This window comes from Brachybacterium sp. J144, from assembly GCF_036321705.1.
Classification (GTDB): Bacteria; Actinomycetota; Actinomycetes; order Actinomycetales; family Dermabacteraceae; genus Brachybacterium.
Window position 1 is genome coordinate 41,501 of sequence record NZ_JAZDCG010000036.1, and the last position, 13,429, is coordinate 54,929.

Consider the following 13,429-nt stretch of genomic DNA (forward strand, 5'->3'; position numbering starts at 1 on the left):
GAGAAGTCGAGGAAGGAACAGCAAGATGAAGAAGACGATCGCCACGATCCTCGTCGTAGGCCTGGTGCTGCTCGCCGGTGTCGTCGGAGGGACGGCGGTGATGTTCATGCACTTCACTGGGATCTCCGTCCAGGCGGCATCATCGTCGGCCTCGACTTCGACATGCTCCTCGGGGGCGGCGCCAGCCATCGCCGTCGGTGATCTCCCCGTCGTCGACGGGTTCTCGAGCAACCAGGTGAAGAACGCGGCGATCATCGCCCAGGCTGCGAAGGACGCGGGGCTCGATCGGCGGGCTCAGCTCATCGGCATCATCACGGGGATGCAGGAAAGCGACCTCGGCGACGATCCAAGTTCGAAGCTCCCAAATGTTGATGGTGACGCCGGAGTGTTCCAGCAGAGGACATATGACGGATGGTACGGAAGCCTTGAAATGGTCAACGACACCGCGTACTCCGCCAAGGTCTTTTTCGAAGGAGTGACAGCGCAAAACCCGGGAGATTACGGATCTGTCGGAGGTGGCAGCGGCTATGGTCATATCCCGGGGTTGAAGGATATTAAGGGGTGGGAGGCGATGGCTCCCACGATTGCGGCCTCAGAAGTGCAGCGTCCCGCCGAGCGGTACCGCGGAGAATATGCAAAGCACACCGACGACGCCAACCGGCTCCTGAATGCTCTGTCCGGAGTCGACGTCGACCTCTCCTCCACCGACGCGACCGGCGGCTGCGCGGACGGCGGAGCCGTGAACGGCAACGTCGAGACCGTCATCGAGACGGCGAAGGGTCTCCTCTCGCAGGACCTCAACTACGGGCTGGGATCCGGCGACCAGAACGGCCCCACCGGCGGAGCGATCGACTGCTCGGCATTCACCTCGTACGCCTGGAAGAGCGGCGCCAACGTCGACATCGGCCGCAGCGCACAGGACCAGTGGAACAACCTCGCCGCCTCCCGGGTGAGTGTGGACCAGATCCAGCCAGGGGACCTCATCTTCGAGGCCTGGGGCAGACGGGGGCCCAAGGGGGACCCCAACGCTGTCTCCCACGTGGGGATGTACATCGGTGACGGTCAGATGATCGAGTCCTCCCGCTCGAAGAACGGACCGACGATCAGCAGCGCCCGCCTCGAGGGCGCGCAGCTCGTCGGCATCGCCCGGCCCACGGCCGCCGCGGCAGGGGCGGGAGCATGAGCCGGCGCGGGGTCGCCGTCCTCCTGGTGATGGCCGCGATTATCGGCTTCGCCCTGTTCGCGGGGCGCAACGGCGGAGAACGAGAGCTCGGGTCAACGTCTCGGGAGACCCCCGCGGCCGCGGCCTCCTCCGCTACCCCCACGAAGGAGCCTGAGCTCTACGCCACCCCTTCTGACCAGGGAGAAGAAGCAGGGCAAGAAGCAGGGCATGACGACTCGCTCGAGAATGCAGCCGCGGACCAGAAGGCGAAGGACGGCGCCGCCGCCGCTGCCCTCGCCACCGCCGAGATCTGGGTACAGGGCAAGACCCTCGACCAGGGGGAATGGAACGAGCAGCTCCTCGACACGATGGCTCCTGTCGCTCACCCGGCCTACGACGGCCGCACCTGGGGATACCGCGTCGAGGCGACCGCAGTGACCGGTGAGCCGAGCATCGCGCAGGCGACCATGACCACCGCGACTGTCCAGATCCCCACCGATGCCGGCTCCCTCACGCTGACGGTGACGCGCAGCAGCGGGGATAGCTCGTGGGCGACCACAGCCATCTCGGAGGACTGAACGGCTGCGCCGCAGCGCTGCATCCTGGGCCCTGCCCGTCGCCACAGACGGGCAGGGCCCTTCGTGTGCTGTGGCGCCCGCCCCACCCGCTGCACCCGCCAGGAGGCGGGGCCCATGGAGGTTGTCCGTCGACGGAAAACCAGCTGGAGTGAGGGAGTCGTGGGAGGTCCAGCGCGCTCCTTCCCTCCTTCGTCGGGCGTCGCGCGCTGAGCCTATCACGTACGACCAAACGAAAGTACGAATCTACGAGAACCCGAGAGGCCGAGAGCACGGCAGCACGAGAACCCGAGAGCACGGGAACGCGGAAGCACGGCAGCACGAGAACCCGGAAGACCGAGACCCCGGATCCTCGACCCCGGGCGCCCCTCAGGAGCTCCCGTGAGCTCCGCGGTGTCACAACGGCGCCCTCCGGGCACCGATATAGGGGTGAGTACCGATCGCGAACGGAGAGGCCTCTCATGGCACAAGCAGCTGTCGCACAGCGGCGCGGCTCAGCCCCCGCACGTCCCGGGATCCCTCCGGGGGTGATCGCCGGGGGAGGGATCATCGGCGGCGGCGCCCTCATGCTCACAGACGTCCCGACGGCCAGCATCGTCGCCTGCGCCATCCCGCCCCTGGCCCTCGTCGGGTTCGCCCGATGGCGATCGGCCAAGCACCGCGCCGTCCGCGAAGACCTCACCGAGGCCCTGGCACCCCTCCTCGGGCCGACCCTGGCCGTGAAGTGCACGCGATGGGCGCCCAAGGCATTCATCCATCCCCGCCCCGGACGCATCAAGATCACCTACTCCGCCGGCGCCCGGGACTTCGACCCCAAGTGGCTCCAGCAGCTCCTGGCAACCGTGGACTCGCGTGTCGGGGTCGAATACGCCATGGAGTCGCACCGCAGTGAGCGCAAGGTGATCGTGCTCGGCATCAAGGAGCAGGAGGAGGACGAGCTCGACGACTCTCCGAGGGCTCAGCTCCACCAGCGTGCAGCTGTGACGGTGACCGAGATGCTCGGGAAGCAGTCGAAGGCCACATACCAGTGGAGCGGGGAGGATCTGGAGGGGATCGATGTCACGATTCCCGATGAGATCGCTGTGAAGCTCCACAGCAGAATGAAGCGCCAGCAGATCGAGAGAGTCATCACCGCGATGCTTCCGGGGCGGTGGCGTGCACGGTGGGACATTGAGAGCACTCCCGCACGCGCCCACTTCGAGATCCGACCCTCAATCCCCGAGGGAGGCGTCGTGCATCCTGCCCCAGTGATCACCGATGCAAATCGGTATCTGATTCCGACAGGCGTGACCGAGGATGGCGTCACCACCGTCTGGGATCTGAAATCAACGGTTCCTCACGGACTCACGACGGGTAAGACGGGAACAGGAAAGACCGTCGACATCTTGGGGATCGTCACAGAATGGACGAAGCGCGACTGGGCTGCCTGGATCGCCGACCCCAAGCAGATCGAGTTCATCGGGATGCGGAAGTGGCCCAACGTGCAGGCGATCGCCGTCACGGTCGAGGAGCAGATGGCGCTCATCGTGCGCGCCTGGGACCTGATGGAGAAGCGCTACGCCCAGATCGTCGCCGGGCAGGACGAGCGTGACTTCGAGCCGCTGCTCCTGGTCCTCGACGAGTACACGGACCTGCGCAGCGCCATCACCCACTGGTGGGCTGAGAACAAGCCCAAGGGCGGCCCGTCCAAGTGCCCCATCTTCGGGATGATCGGCTCCCTCGCCCGCAAGGCCCGCAGCGCGAAGATCCATCTCCTGTTCGGCCTCCAGCGACCAGATGCCGAGATCCTCTCCGGCGAGGTCCGAGACAACCTCGGCTTCCGCCACAGCCTCGGCCGACTCTCCCCGGAGGGGGCCCGCATGATGTGGGGCGCGCCCTACATCGGCGCCAGCGTCCCCCGGAAGATCCCCGGCCGCGGCATCGCGATGGACGCCGACGGCGACCCGGTGGAGTCCCAGTCCTACTGGACCCCGGACCCGCGCCGCGCCCTACGTGACCGGAAGAAGGGGGACCTGGACATCCTCCGCAGCCTCCTCCCTGCGAAGATCACCCACCCGCGGTTCGACATCGTCATCGACGACGAGGACGCCGCCACCTGGATCGACGAGAACGGGAAGTCGACCTACACCGCCTGGGCCGCCATCGTCGAGGCCCACTTCCGAACGTCCGCTGATGCCGACGAGGTGATCGACCTTGACTCCGTTCCCGACGATCAGGAAATGGGCTGGGAAGACGCAGAGGAGGCACCGCCCGTACCGCGGCCGGATCGCCACCTGCGCCTGGTCACCGACGATGACGAGGATGAGGACGACGGATATGAGCCGGCCACCCCGACGGCCTCTGACCGCCTCCAGGAGGGCGACCTGGTCCTGCTGGATGACGAGTGGGTCGTCGTCGAGTCGGCGATCGCCGACCTCGAGGACGAAGGCATGATCTCGATCTCCTGGCGCACGGACGACGACGATGCTGGCGAGATCGCCCTGGATGCCGACGAGACACTGATGGTGCGCCGCGCTGCGGAGCACCCCGACGAGGAGGACTCATGACCTACGAGCTCACGCACCCGCTGGTGTTCGTCGACACCGAGACGACGCAGCTGGAGCCGCTTCCGACGCCGTGGGAGATCGCTCTGATCAAACGGGGTGGAGAAGCAGGGGAGGAGCGGCTGCACATCATGCTGCGGCAGCCGGACCTCTCCAAGGCATCGCCGGACGCGCTGCGCGTGAACCGGTTCTACGAGCGCCACCCGCTGTGGAACTCGGCGGCAGATCAGTCCGGTCTGGCCCTGATGGATGCTCACGACGCGGCGGCGGCCGTGGAACTGTTCACGGCGGGCACGCAGCTCGTCGGCTCCAACCCGGACTTCGATGCCCGCGCGATGGACTGGCTGCTGCGCCAGCACGGTCTGCGCCCGCGCTGGCGCCATCACACGATCAACCTCGTCACCCTGAGCTACCCCGTGCTGCACGCGCGGGGCGAGCACGTGCAGATCCCGTCCTCGTCCTACGACCTCTCGCGGCGTGCCGGGGCTGAACCGCCGCGTGAGCATGACGCGCACACGGCGATGGGCGATGCGCTGTGGACCGTGCGCTGGTGGGACAGCCTGATGGGAGCCGGGCGATGAGCCGGGCGAGCGCGAAGGTGATGGGGAGCCTCGCTGTCGTGGCGATCGCCGTCGGCGCGTACGTCGTCTCCGGCGGAGATGTCGATGCACTGCTCGAGGACCTCCCCACCGGCAGCCCGTCGACGACTGCGGTCACGCGCGACCAGGTGGACGCCGCTGATCTCGAGACAGGGACGACGCAGCTGGCGCGACTCGATGTCGCCGAGCTCGAGGCCGCTCCTGGGTACGAGCGCGAGGCGTTCGGCCAGCGCTGGGCCGACATCGACCGCAACGGGTGCGATCAGCGCAACGACACGCTGCGCGCCGGCGCGAGGGAGGGCGAGGTGACCACGAAGCCGGGGACCCACGGCTGTGTCGTCCTGGAGGCGAGGATCGCGGATCCCTACACCGGCCGCGAGATCGCGTTCGTCAAGGGCGAGAACACGGTCGACATCGACCACATCGTCCCCTTGTCCCGTGCCTGGCAGCAGGGCGCCGCTCAGTGGGACGAAGACCGGCGCGAAGAGTTCGCGAACACCCCCGCGAACCTGGTCGCCGTCGACGCCTCGGCGAACCGGTCAAAGGGAGACAGCGGCCCGGAGGAGTGGCTTCCCGAGGCGGGGCGCTGCATGTACGTCGTCCAGTGGATCGACGTGAAGTCCACCTATGAGCTCGCGGTCACCGCGGCGGAGAAGAACGTCCTCGAGAACGAGCTCGAGGCATGCGAAGGGAGCGCGGAGTGATGGACAGCGAGTGGGATCGGCTCATCCTGATCTTGGCGGCCCCCTTCGTGGCGGTGGTGGCGCTGCCGATCGTGCTTCCGCGGGTCCGGGACTGGATCGTGGAGAAGCTGCTCGCCTACGAGGTGGTGGTCCCCGCCTCGGACGCGATCGTCCAGATCCCGTCGACGGGCATCGGCCTGGACATGGCTCGCATCGTGATCGGTGTGGGCGTCGTGGTGATCGCCGCGTCCGTGGTCTGGGGAGCCGTCAAGCGCTCCGGTCAGGATCGGTGAGAGCCCCACTCGCGGATCGCCTTGCGGTCCCAGAGCCGGGTGCGGCCGATCGTGCGCGCCGGCTCGGGGAACGGGCGGAGCTGCGGGATGCCGCCGACCACGTACCTCGTCACCGACTTGGGCTCGATGCCGAGCTCGGCGGCGACCCCTGCTCGAGTCAGCAACCCATCGATCTCCGTGACCACGGTGTCGGAGGGGGTGGGCAGTTGCCGGGCACGCCGCGCGTTCCAGGCGCGGACCTCTCCGAGTCGGAAGTACGGCCGGTTCGAGATCCGCTGGACGGGCTTGGGGAACGACTCGTGGCGACCCAGGTAGGTGCGGATCGAGCCGTAGGAGATCCCGAGCTCCTCGGCAGCCTCCTGGAGCGTCACCAGGCGGTCCTCGTCGCCCTGCGAAGTCCCTGCGGGGGACTTGCGCGCGTCCTCCCACTGCTGGACGGCGTCGAGGTCATAGAGGCGTGCGTTGCCCCGCCGCCCAGTGGGTTCAGGGAATCCGGGCTGACGGGCGTGCTTGCGCAGCACCTGGGGGTCGGCGCCGAGACGGGCGCCGATCTCGCTCAGGGTGAGCTGGTCCATGGTCATCTCCTCGATGGCACGAAGAAGCCCACCCTCCCAGAGGAATCCATCTGTCAGAACGAAGACCGGGGAGAGTGGGCCCTTCAAGAGTACAGGTCAGGAAGCAGTCTTCAGTCGGGAGTCGGCGGGGGAGATCGCATCGATCTTGTCGAAGCGCACTCCGGTCCAGAGGTCGTCGCCGTAGGTGCAGATCGGCAGCTCGGCCTCCCCGTTCAGACGCTTCCGCAGCTGCTCGGCGTCCTCGGGATGCTCGTCGAGGTCCACGTACTTGTACGGGACCCCCTTGCGGATCGCGCGACGAACGACGGCCGGGCACCGGAGTCGGCAGTCCTTCCTGCCGTAGATGGTCAGGATCGGGTCCATGGGAGGTGTTCCCTTCGTTGGGGGAGTGGTCACCTCTATACCGGTGCGGAGAGCGCCTGTTGTGACACCGCGCGGGGGATTGGTTCAGCAGATGTTGGTCGGGGTGGCAGCGAGGTGGCTCCTTCCTGCCGGTTTCGTCTTACTGTTGACAGGCTAGAGCGTATCGTACGGAGTGTCAACAGTTTCGGCCTCGTGGTCGGTCTCTTCGTAGGCTCGCGCGATGAACGCGTCGATCTCCGCCAGCTCGATGCGCCACTGTCCGCGGCCGCCGACCTTGATGGCCCGGAGATCTCCGGAGCGGACCAGGGCGTAGGCCTGCGACCGGGAGATGGAGAACATCTCGGCGACCTCCTCGAGAGGGATGAATCGCCGCCGGCTCGCCGCGGGAGGTGTCGGGTCGTGGTCGGTCATCCGAGAAGGTCTATCAATCAGGAATGCTGGGTACAAGGACGGAGAGGCTGCTGTGGATAGTGAGCTGGTGGAGACGGCCGAGGCGATCGCGCGTCGGGCCCATGATGGTCAGGTCGATAAGGCGGGAGCTGCCTACATCGACCACCCCAGGCGCGTCGCCGAGAGGGCCGAGGTGATCGCCGGCCCCGAGGTGCGGGCGGATGCTGTGGCTGCGGCGTGGCTGCATGACGTCGTCGAGGACACCTCGATCACGCTCGACGAGCTCGCTGCCGCCGGCATGCCGACCCGGGTGCTGGAGGCGGTCGAGCTGGTGACGAAGGTTGAGGGGATGTCGGTCGAGCAGTACTTCGCACGGATCCGTGGTCATGCCGTCGCGCGCGTGGTGAAGCTCGCCGACCTCATGGACAACACCGACCCGGCGCGGATCAGGAAACTGGACAGCGAGACACGGGATCGGCTGAGCGGGAAGTACGCCCGGTCCATGCAGCTCTTGCTCGGGGCGGGCGATGTGTAAGTCCCTTGCCGAGGGGGGCCGACGATGCTTGGACTTCGATCGACTCACCTCCCACGAGGCGGCCCACTTCGCGCCGGCGCCGGCGGACGGGATCGACGACGTCGTCTGGCGAGACGACGAGGGCACGATGGAACGCACGACCGGGTACCGCAAGGAGGCCGCCTGTTGGTCGATGACGATCCTTGAGGAGGTCCGCACCGAAGAGCCGGCCGTCACTGCTGCGGTGCAGTCGGCAGCTGCCGACGTCGGGGGAAGCTGCCACGGCCTCGCGTTCCGCATGAAGTCGCCGGACTCCCTGGCTCGCAAGCTCGACAACGAAATGGGGAAGGCGAGCCGGCAGCAGAGCGGGCACCCGCTCGACGTGGAAGCGATCGCGCGAGGCGAATCCGATGACGCACTGAGGTACACGATCGCCCTCGAGCACCACGAGGCCCTGCCGGCGGGCCTGGAGCGCATGATCGGCAGCCTGCGAGCCAAGGGATGGGAGCCGATCGAGGTCAAGGACTCCTACCTCAGTGGCAACTCCTACAAGGGGCTGCACCTCATCGCCCGCACGCCCGAGCATCGAGTCGTCGAGGTGCAGCTCCACTCCGAGGAGTCGGTCCGGATCAAGGAATCCATCCACGAGGACTACGAGATCGCGCGCGATCGCAACCGATCCCGTGCGGACACCCGTGCAGCTGCTCGGCGGTGCATCGAGGCGTCACGGAAGGTCTCGTCTCCCGCGGGTCTCGCAGAGTTCTATCCCGCAGGACGGTCGGATGACAGTGATGCAACGGGACTGGTGGGGGATGTGTCGATCAGGAAAAAGGCATATACTCGGAGTGAAGGAGGTGCGAGATGACGACGTTCTACACGTTCACCAAGGACTGCGAGCCGGACAGCCGGCCGATCGTGGCGGTCGACCACGAGGATCGCGTCTACTTCTACCTCGGCAACACCAAGCTCTGGCACCACTCGCGGGACCTCGAGGTGCAGCTGGACACAAACGACGCGGACTGGACGGCGACCGAGGTGCCCCCCGCCGAGGTGCCGGCTCTGATCGCCGAGGTCAAGAAGATGGACGGCCGCGGGTACAGCGGCCGGGAGCTGCGTGACCTCAAGGCGCAGCCGCCGGAGGACAAGCGCACCAGCGCCGAGCTCGGTCTCCGCACGGCGGAGGGCGACCGCCCCATCGCCGGCGGTGACGTCCGTGGTCTGCTGGCCGCTCTGCCTGTCGGGCAGAGTCGCGAGGTCGCCCGGTACAGCGAGGGCCGGAAGTCGGCCGCTCACAATCTCGCCTACGAGATCAACCTCGGGACCAAGAAGGCGTTGGCGGGGGTTCCGATCTCGGCGAAGGCGGTCCGAGCGGGGTCGGACGTGGTTGTGAAGGTGCGCCGCGAGGGCAAGCAGAAGTCCGTCGGCGTGCTGCGCACGAAGGGCTCCCGATCGGAGCCTCGCCCCGTCTGACCTGCGAGGTAGCCTGCGTGAATGAATCTCTCGCCGGTGGCCGCAGAGCTTGTCGCTCCCCGAGGTCGTGACGTTGCCGAGGTGCGTGCGCTCGTCCTCGAGCGGCTCGGCCAGATGCCGTCCCTGTCGGTCCGGGAGCTCGAGGCTGCCGTGTTCGCCGCGAACGACCTCACCACCGAGAGCCTCAGAGAGGCTGTTCCGGTCGATGGTCAGGGGAGATCTGCGACCGTGCAGGGCGACTCTCACCCGGCGATCCGGGCACAGCGGCTCCAGTTCGCGCTGGGAGAGGTCCTCCACGGCCTGTACGCGGAGGGGATCATCTCGCCGTCGGCCGGGGATCTCTACGGCGCAGCGAGCGGCTCGATCCCTGCGCGCGGCTCGTCGTGGTCCGGGAGCTTGCAGTTCGAGCACCACCACACGCCGGCCCCCGCGTTCTCGCGATGGAAGCTGGCATCGGGCTCATCTGTGCGGGCGGAGCTCGCGCGCGAGGATCTTCCCTCGACGTTCGAGGAGCTGCTGGGCCCACGTGGCTCGGAGGTGCTCCGCGAGGGGATCCGCGCGTTCCATCGCGGCCTGGCTATGGAGGTCTCGCCCGACACCGAATGGGGGTCGGTCTTGACACTGCTCAGTTCTGGAGCAGGTCAGGTGTTGGTGAGTTTCGACATCACCCCGGAAGTGCGGCAGGGACGGGGTGACGAGCGTCTGATCGGTAGGGCGAGATCGCTGCAGTGATGGCCGGCACCGACCGATGGAACTTCGCCCAAGCCCGAGTGATCGCCAGCGCCATCGTGTGGCCGGTCATCGCCGCGCTCAAGAACTGGCACGAGGCCGGCACCGAAGGCGACTGGCGAGCCCACCTGGACGAGGCGCTCACCGCCTTGCGCGAATCCGCACCGGCCGCTTGCAGGGATGCGGACGATTGACGGCGGACGCGAGTGGCGACGGGGAGCCGTCTGGGCGAGGTGATGGGTCATTGGAACCGCCGTCGGCGGTCGTCATCGTGATGATGCCGTTGTCCGAGCGCGTCGTCGGGCCCGGTGAGCTTCCGGCTCTGGATGGTTCGATGCTTCCCGATCTGGACCCGGGCGACGGCTCACCAAGAGTCGTCACTGATGCTGACGTGCGCGTCGCAAGAGGGCGCTAGCGGCGGTGGGCGGCGATGCTCTCGATGGCTTGGGCGGTCATGCTGAGTTCTTCGCAGGCAGTATCGACAGGCTGACTCAGGCTCCTCCCCGTAGGTCATGGTCAGGGCCGACGCTGCAATCTCCTTGTGCTGCTGCGCCTCCTGTTGGGCTCGATCATGAGCCTCCAGGAACTCACCCAGTGCGGTCGTGGCATTGAGGATGGCAAGCAAGCCAAGCGGGTCAGCGCTCGATCGCCTCCCGGCAACGGCCGAGCAGGTGGCGAAGGGCGGCCCGCTGCTGTGAGGTGAGTGCGTCGTGCACACGCTGCTCGATGGCGCTGGCCGCAGCATCCGCGGCCGCAACCACACGTTCCCCTTCAGCGGTGAGCCGCGCCGGGCGACTGGCCCGGTTCCAGTCGTCGAGGGCTCTGGTCAACAAGGACTTCTCTTCCAGGACCTTCAGCGTCGCCGCTGTGGCCTGCGGTGTGACCAGGCACGCCCGCGCGATGCCGGCACCGCTGATCCCCGGATGGTCCCTCAGTGTGAGCAGCACCGCGTACTGCGCCACCGAGAGACCGAAAGGCCGCAGCGCCTCAGCCTTGGCCGCCATGAGCGCAACCTCCGTCGACTTCACGTCGACCCCAAGACGATCCTTCGCAGCCAGGCCCATCCAGCAATCATATCGCCCTTGCATGATGTAAAGCACTTGATAGGCTTCAGGCTATGAACACTCGAACAGCACTTGTGACCGGCGTTGGCTCAGGAATCGGCCGTGAGATTGCCCTCGACCTGACCCGCCGCGGCTGGCGGCTCATCCTCCCTGTCCGATCTACGGACCGAGCCGATGACCTCAAGCGGTTCGCACATGCCGCTGAAGCCCCGGGCCCGCTCGTCATTGCGTGCGACCTCGCCGATCCGGCCCAGGTCGCCGACATGTGCGACACCGCCGCAGACTCCGGCCCGTTGGACCTGGTGATCAACAGCGCGGCCGTCGGCGGCGGCAGCGACCCGTCGCTCCGTCAGACCAACACCGCCGGGGTGGAGCTGCGCATGGCCGTCAACGCCGTCGCACCGCATCTGATCGCGCGCTCCCTCGCGGCCTCGTTGGCCCCTGCTGGCCGGATCGTTCAGGTTGGTTCCTTCGGCCAGTCGCCTCTCCCCCTCGACGACCTCAACTTCGAACGAGACTACGAAGGCGTCGAAGCGTACTGTCGCAGCAAGCTCGCCCTGGTCATGTCGACCCGCGAGCTGGCCGCCCGCGGCCTGCACATCAACGTTGTCCACCCTGCACACGCCATGCCAACCACCATGGTCCGGCAGAGTCGAGTCCCCGTCGCCTCCACCTTGGACGACGGCACCCTCGCCGTCCTGCGGGTCGCCCTCGACACCGCCCTGCACGAAGTGACCGGCATGTACTTCGACCGTTTCACTACCGCCGCCCCCCACCCACAAGCCGACGAACCCGCCACCCGCGAACGAGTCGTCAAGTGGCTGGAGAACGCAGCTGCGTTCTCTCGGTGAACGCGAACCCGGTTGCGGTCAACGACTAAAACGACCAAGGCAACAGCATTACGACAGCAGTACGACACGACAGCCACCGCGGCAGCGATCGCCGGCACCGACCGGGGAAGTGGACGTCGTGCCGGCCCTCGCAATGATCGGGAACTGGAGGCGACGCACTGCCCGACGTACCCGGCTCTTCAAGGTTCGTGGTGAAGGAGAGCGTCGCGTCGCTGGCGTAGAACGGCCCGTGGTCCTGCTGTGATGGGTGTTGTCAAGACATCCACACCTCAGAGGACCACGAGCCTGTGCACGAGAATACTGGTTCGCAGCGTGATGCTGCGAGCACGATCTTCAACTTGCCCGATTACCGCGTCACAGACGCGATCGACCTGCCCGACGGAGGCCGTCGAGTGGTGATCGAATCCATCGAGCCGCCGGGCTGTCCGTCCTGCGGGGTGCTCGCGACCAAGGTCCACTCCCGCCGGTCCCAGAAGGTGCGCGACGTCCCCGTGGCCGGGGCGGTGGAGGTGGTGTGGGCCAAGCGGCGCTGGTTCTGCCTCGAGCCGGCCTGCGCCCGGCGCACGTTCTGGGAAGCCACCGATCAGGTCCCTTACCGTGCGCGTTCGACGACCCGGCTGCGGGATCAGGTCGTCTCCGCGGTGCTCACCTCGGGCCGGGCTGCCTCCGAGGTCGCCCGGGCCCATGGCGTCTCGTGGTGGCTGGTCCAGTCCGCGCTGGCGGCGGCCGCAGTGGTCCTCCCCGCCGCCGAGGACGTGCCAGTGACGCGCCTGGGCATCGATGAGCACCGCTACCGGTCGGTGCGCTGGTTCCGCACCGATGAAGGTGCCTGGAGACGGTTCGAGCCATGGATGACGACCCTGGTCGACCTGACCACCGGACAGGTCCTCGGCGTCGTCGACGGCCGGGACTCCACCGCCGTCGGGGACTGGCTTGCCCAGCGCTCTGAGGACTGGCGGGAGCGGATCGAGATCGTCGCCATCGATCCCTCGGCCGCGTTCCGCAAAGCACTGCGGACCTACCTGCCCCGCGCTGCGGTCTCGGTCGACAAGTTCCACCTCGTCAAGCTCGGGAACGACATGGTCACCGCCGTGCGGCAACGCCTAGCCCGCACCCATCACGGTCGCCGGGGTCGGAAGGATGACCCGGCCTGGGCGCACCGGATGCTCCTGCTGCGCGGCGCTGACACCCTCACCCCGAGGGCGTGGGAGCGGTTGGAGAGGGTGTTCCGCACCGATGACCCCACCGACGAGCTCTCCGCCGCCTGGGGCATCAAGGAGCAGCTCCGTCGCCTATTGGCGACCGACACCCTGGCTCAGGCCTGGGAGGAACGGATGCGGATGGGCTACTTCGTGCAGATCGCGAATATGCCCGAGGCGACCAAGCTCTACGACACCGTCGTGACCTGGTGGGACGCGATCGAGGTCCTCATCGTCACCGGCGCGACCACCGCTCGAGTCGAGGCCGCGAACACCGGCATCAAGAACATCAAACGCATCGGCCGTGGCTTCCGCAACGCCGAGAACTACCGGATGCGTATCCTGCTGACCAGCGCCGCGAAAACCGTAGCGTGAATACCCGCCACAGCAGGGTCATTCACCACGAACCGCGAAGAGCC

General features: G+C 67.3%; 17 protein-coding genes. 13 read left to right on the forward strand and 4 right to left on the reverse strand.

Annotation, left to right across the window (positions count from 1 at the left end):
* Positions 1-25 precede the first annotated feature (25 nt).
* The 6 genes from V1260_RS15240 to V1260_RS15265 all read left to right on the forward strand — a co-directional run bounded on the left by V1260_RS15240 (position 26) and on the right by V1260_RS15265 (position 5,855).
* Positions 26-1,183, forward strand: coding sequence for a C40 family peptidase (locus V1260_RS15240; protein ID WP_329747667.1), 1,158 nt, complete (start codon positions 26-28; stop codon positions 1,181-1,183).
* Positions 1,180-1,740, forward strand: coding sequence for a hypothetical protein (locus tag V1260_RS15245; RefSeq protein WP_329747668.1), 561 nt, complete (start codon positions 1,180-1,182; stop codon positions 1,738-1,740). Before V1260_RS15240 ends, V1260_RS15245 begins: the two co-directional genes overlap by 4 nt.
* Before the next feature lie 458 nt (positions 1,741-2,198).
* Complete coding sequence (locus V1260_RS15250; RefSeq protein WP_329747669.1) at positions 2,199-4,283, forward strand: hypothetical protein; 2,085 nt, start codon at positions 2,199-2,201, stop codon at positions 4,281-4,283.
* On the forward strand, positions 4,280-4,861 hold the full coding sequence (locus V1260_RS15255; RefSeq protein WP_329747670.1) for an exonuclease domain-containing protein: 582 nt from the start codon (positions 4,280-4,282) through the stop codon (positions 4,859-4,861). The genes V1260_RS15250 and V1260_RS15255 overlap by 4 nt, the downstream gene beginning before the upstream one ends.
* Positions 4,858-5,583 (forward strand): HNH endonuclease family protein, encoded by a 726-nt coding sequence (locus tag V1260_RS15260; protein ID WP_329747671.1) that lies wholly within the window; start codon positions 4,858-4,860, stop codon positions 5,581-5,583. Before V1260_RS15255 ends, V1260_RS15260 begins: the two co-directional genes overlap by 4 nt.
* Positions 5,583-5,855: a hypothetical protein gene (locus V1260_RS15265; RefSeq protein ID WP_329747672.1), complete on the forward strand. Its 273-nt coding sequence runs from the start codon at positions 5,583-5,585 to the stop codon at positions 5,853-5,855. The genes V1260_RS15260 and V1260_RS15265 overlap by 1 nt, the downstream gene beginning before the upstream one ends.
* Here the strand turns inward: V1260_RS15265 and V1260_RS15270 are convergent.
* The 3 genes from V1260_RS15270 to V1260_RS15280 all read right to left on the reverse strand — a co-directional run bounded on the left by V1260_RS15270 (position 5,843) and on the right by V1260_RS15280 (position 7,204).
* Positions 5,843-6,430: a helix-turn-helix transcriptional regulator gene (locus V1260_RS15270; RefSeq protein WP_329747673.1), complete on the reverse strand. Its 588-nt coding sequence runs from the start codon at positions 6,428-6,430 to the stop codon at positions 5,843-5,845. The genes V1260_RS15265 and V1260_RS15270 overlap by 13 nt on opposite strands.
* A 96-nt stretch (positions 6,431-6,526) precedes the next feature.
* Entirely contained in the window at positions 6,527-6,793 is a 267-nt protein-coding gene (locus V1260_RS15275; RefSeq protein ID WP_329747674.1) for a glutaredoxin family protein, read from the reverse strand.
* 153 nt (positions 6,794-6,946) lie between these two features.
* Positions 6,947-7,204 (reverse strand): helix-turn-helix transcriptional regulator, encoded by a 258-nt coding sequence (locus V1260_RS15280; RefSeq protein ID WP_329747675.1) that lies wholly within the window; start codon positions 7,202-7,204, stop codon positions 6,947-6,949.
* 67 nt (positions 7,205-7,271) lie between these two features.
* Between V1260_RS15280 and V1260_RS15285 the strand changes: the two genes are divergently transcribed.
* The 5 genes from V1260_RS15285 to V1260_RS15305 all read left to right on the forward strand — a co-directional run bounded on the left by V1260_RS15285 (position 7,272) and on the right by V1260_RS15305 (position 10,090).
* Positions 7,272-7,718 (forward strand): HD domain-containing protein, encoded by a 447-nt coding sequence (locus V1260_RS15285; protein ID WP_329747676.1) that lies wholly within the window; start codon positions 7,272-7,274, stop codon positions 7,716-7,718.
* Positions 7,719-7,845: 127 nt separating this feature from the next.
* Entirely contained in the window at positions 7,846-8,562 is a 717-nt protein-coding gene (locus V1260_RS15290; RefSeq protein WP_329747677.1) for a hypothetical protein, read from the forward strand.
* Positions 8,559-9,167, forward strand: coding sequence for a hypothetical protein (locus V1260_RS15295; protein WP_329747678.1), 609 nt, complete (start codon positions 8,559-8,561; stop codon positions 9,165-9,167). The genes V1260_RS15290 and V1260_RS15295 overlap by 4 nt, the downstream gene beginning before the upstream one ends.
* A gap of 21 nt (positions 9,168-9,188) precedes the next feature.
* Positions 9,189-9,899, forward strand: coding sequence for a hypothetical protein (locus V1260_RS15300; protein ID WP_329747679.1), 711 nt, complete (start codon positions 9,189-9,191; stop codon positions 9,897-9,899).
* On the forward strand, positions 9,899-10,090 hold the full coding sequence (locus V1260_RS15305; RefSeq protein ID WP_329747680.1) for a hypothetical protein: 192 nt from the start codon (positions 9,899-9,901) through the stop codon (positions 10,088-10,090). Before V1260_RS15300 ends, V1260_RS15305 begins: the two co-directional genes overlap by 1 nt.
* A 441-nt stretch (positions 10,091-10,531) precedes the next feature.
* Here the strand turns inward: V1260_RS15305 and V1260_RS15310 are convergent, their stop codons facing one another.
* Positions 10,532-10,960 carry a MarR family winged helix-turn-helix transcriptional regulator gene (locus tag V1260_RS15310; protein ID WP_329747681.1) on the reverse strand — a complete coding sequence of 143 codons (429 nt, stop codon included), beginning with the start codon at positions 10,958-10,960 and terminating at the stop codon, positions 10,532-10,534.
* 53 nt (positions 10,961-11,013) lie between these two features.
* Between V1260_RS15310 and V1260_RS15315 the strand changes: the two genes are divergently transcribed.
* Together V1260_RS15315 and V1260_RS15320 are read left to right on the forward strand one after the other, a co-directional pair.
* The gene (locus V1260_RS15315) at positions 11,014-11,811 is read left to right on the forward strand and encodes an SDR family NAD(P)-dependent oxidoreductase (protein ID WP_329747682.1); all 798 of its coding nucleotides are present in this window, start codon (positions 11,014-11,016) and stop codon (positions 11,809-11,811) included.
* 287 nt (positions 11,812-12,098) lie between these two features.
* Entirely contained in the window at positions 12,099-13,385 is a 1,287-nt protein-coding gene (locus tag V1260_RS15320; RefSeq protein WP_329746494.1) for an ISL3 family transposase, read from the forward strand.
* Positions 13,386-13,429 lie beyond the last annotated feature (44 nt).

Excerpts from the sequence above, each read along its gene's own strand:
- V1260_RS15260 (WP_329747671.1), top strand. The coding sequence starts at position 4,858 with ATGAGCCGGGCGAGCGCGAAGGTGATGGGGAGCCTCGCTGTCGTGGCG.
- V1260_RS15250 (WP_329747669.1), top strand. The coding sequence starts at position 2,199 with ATGGCACAAGCAGCTGTCGCACAGCGGCGCGGCTCAGCCCCCGCACGT.
- V1260_RS15245 (WP_329747668.1), top strand. The coding sequence starts at position 1,180 with ATGAGCCGGCGCGGGGTCGCCGTCCTCCTGGTGATGGCCGCGATTATC.
- V1260_RS15300 (WP_329747679.1), top strand. The coding sequence starts at position 9,189 with ATGAATCTCTCGCCGGTGGCCGCAGAGCTTGTCGCTCCCCGAGGTCGT.
- V1260_RS15280 (WP_329747675.1), bottom strand. The coding sequence starts at position 7,204 with ATGACCGACCACGACCCGACACCTCCCGCGGCGAGCCGGCGGCGATTC.
- V1260_RS15240 (WP_329747667.1), top strand. The coding sequence starts at position 26 with ATGAAGAAGACGATCGCCACGATCCTCGTCGTAGGCCTGGTGCTGCTC.
- V1260_RS15295 (WP_329747678.1), top strand. The coding sequence starts at position 8,559 with ATGACGACGTTCTACACGTTCACCAAGGACTGCGAGCCGGACAGCCGG.
- V1260_RS15305 (WP_329747680.1), top strand. The coding sequence starts at position 9,899 with ATGGCCGGCACCGACCGATGGAACTTCGCCCAAGCCCGAGTGATCGCC.
- V1260_RS15275 (WP_329747674.1), bottom strand. The coding sequence starts at position 6,793 with ATGGACCCGATCCTGACCATCTACGGCAGGAAGGACTGCCGACTCCGG.
- V1260_RS15290 (WP_329747677.1), top strand. The coding sequence starts at position 7,846 with ATGGAACGCACGACCGGGTACCGCAAGGAGGCCGCCTGTTGGTCGATG.
- V1260_RS15315 (WP_329747682.1), top strand. The coding sequence starts at position 11,014 with ATGAACACTCGAACAGCACTTGTGACCGGCGTTGGCTCAGGAATCGGC.
- V1260_RS15310 (WP_329747681.1), bottom strand. The coding sequence starts at position 10,960 with ATGGGCCTGGCTGCGAAGGATCGTCTTGGGGTCGACGTGAAGTCGACG.
- V1260_RS15265 (WP_329747672.1), top strand. The coding sequence starts at position 5,583 with ATGGACAGCGAGTGGGATCGGCTCATCCTGATCTTGGCGGCCCCCTTC.
- V1260_RS15255 (WP_329747670.1), top strand. The coding sequence starts at position 4,280 with ATGACCTACGAGCTCACGCACCCGCTGGTGTTCGTCGACACCGAGACG.
- V1260_RS15270 (WP_329747673.1), bottom strand. The coding sequence starts at position 6,430 with ATGGACCAGCTCACCCTGAGCGAGATCGGCGCCCGTCTCGGCGCCGAC.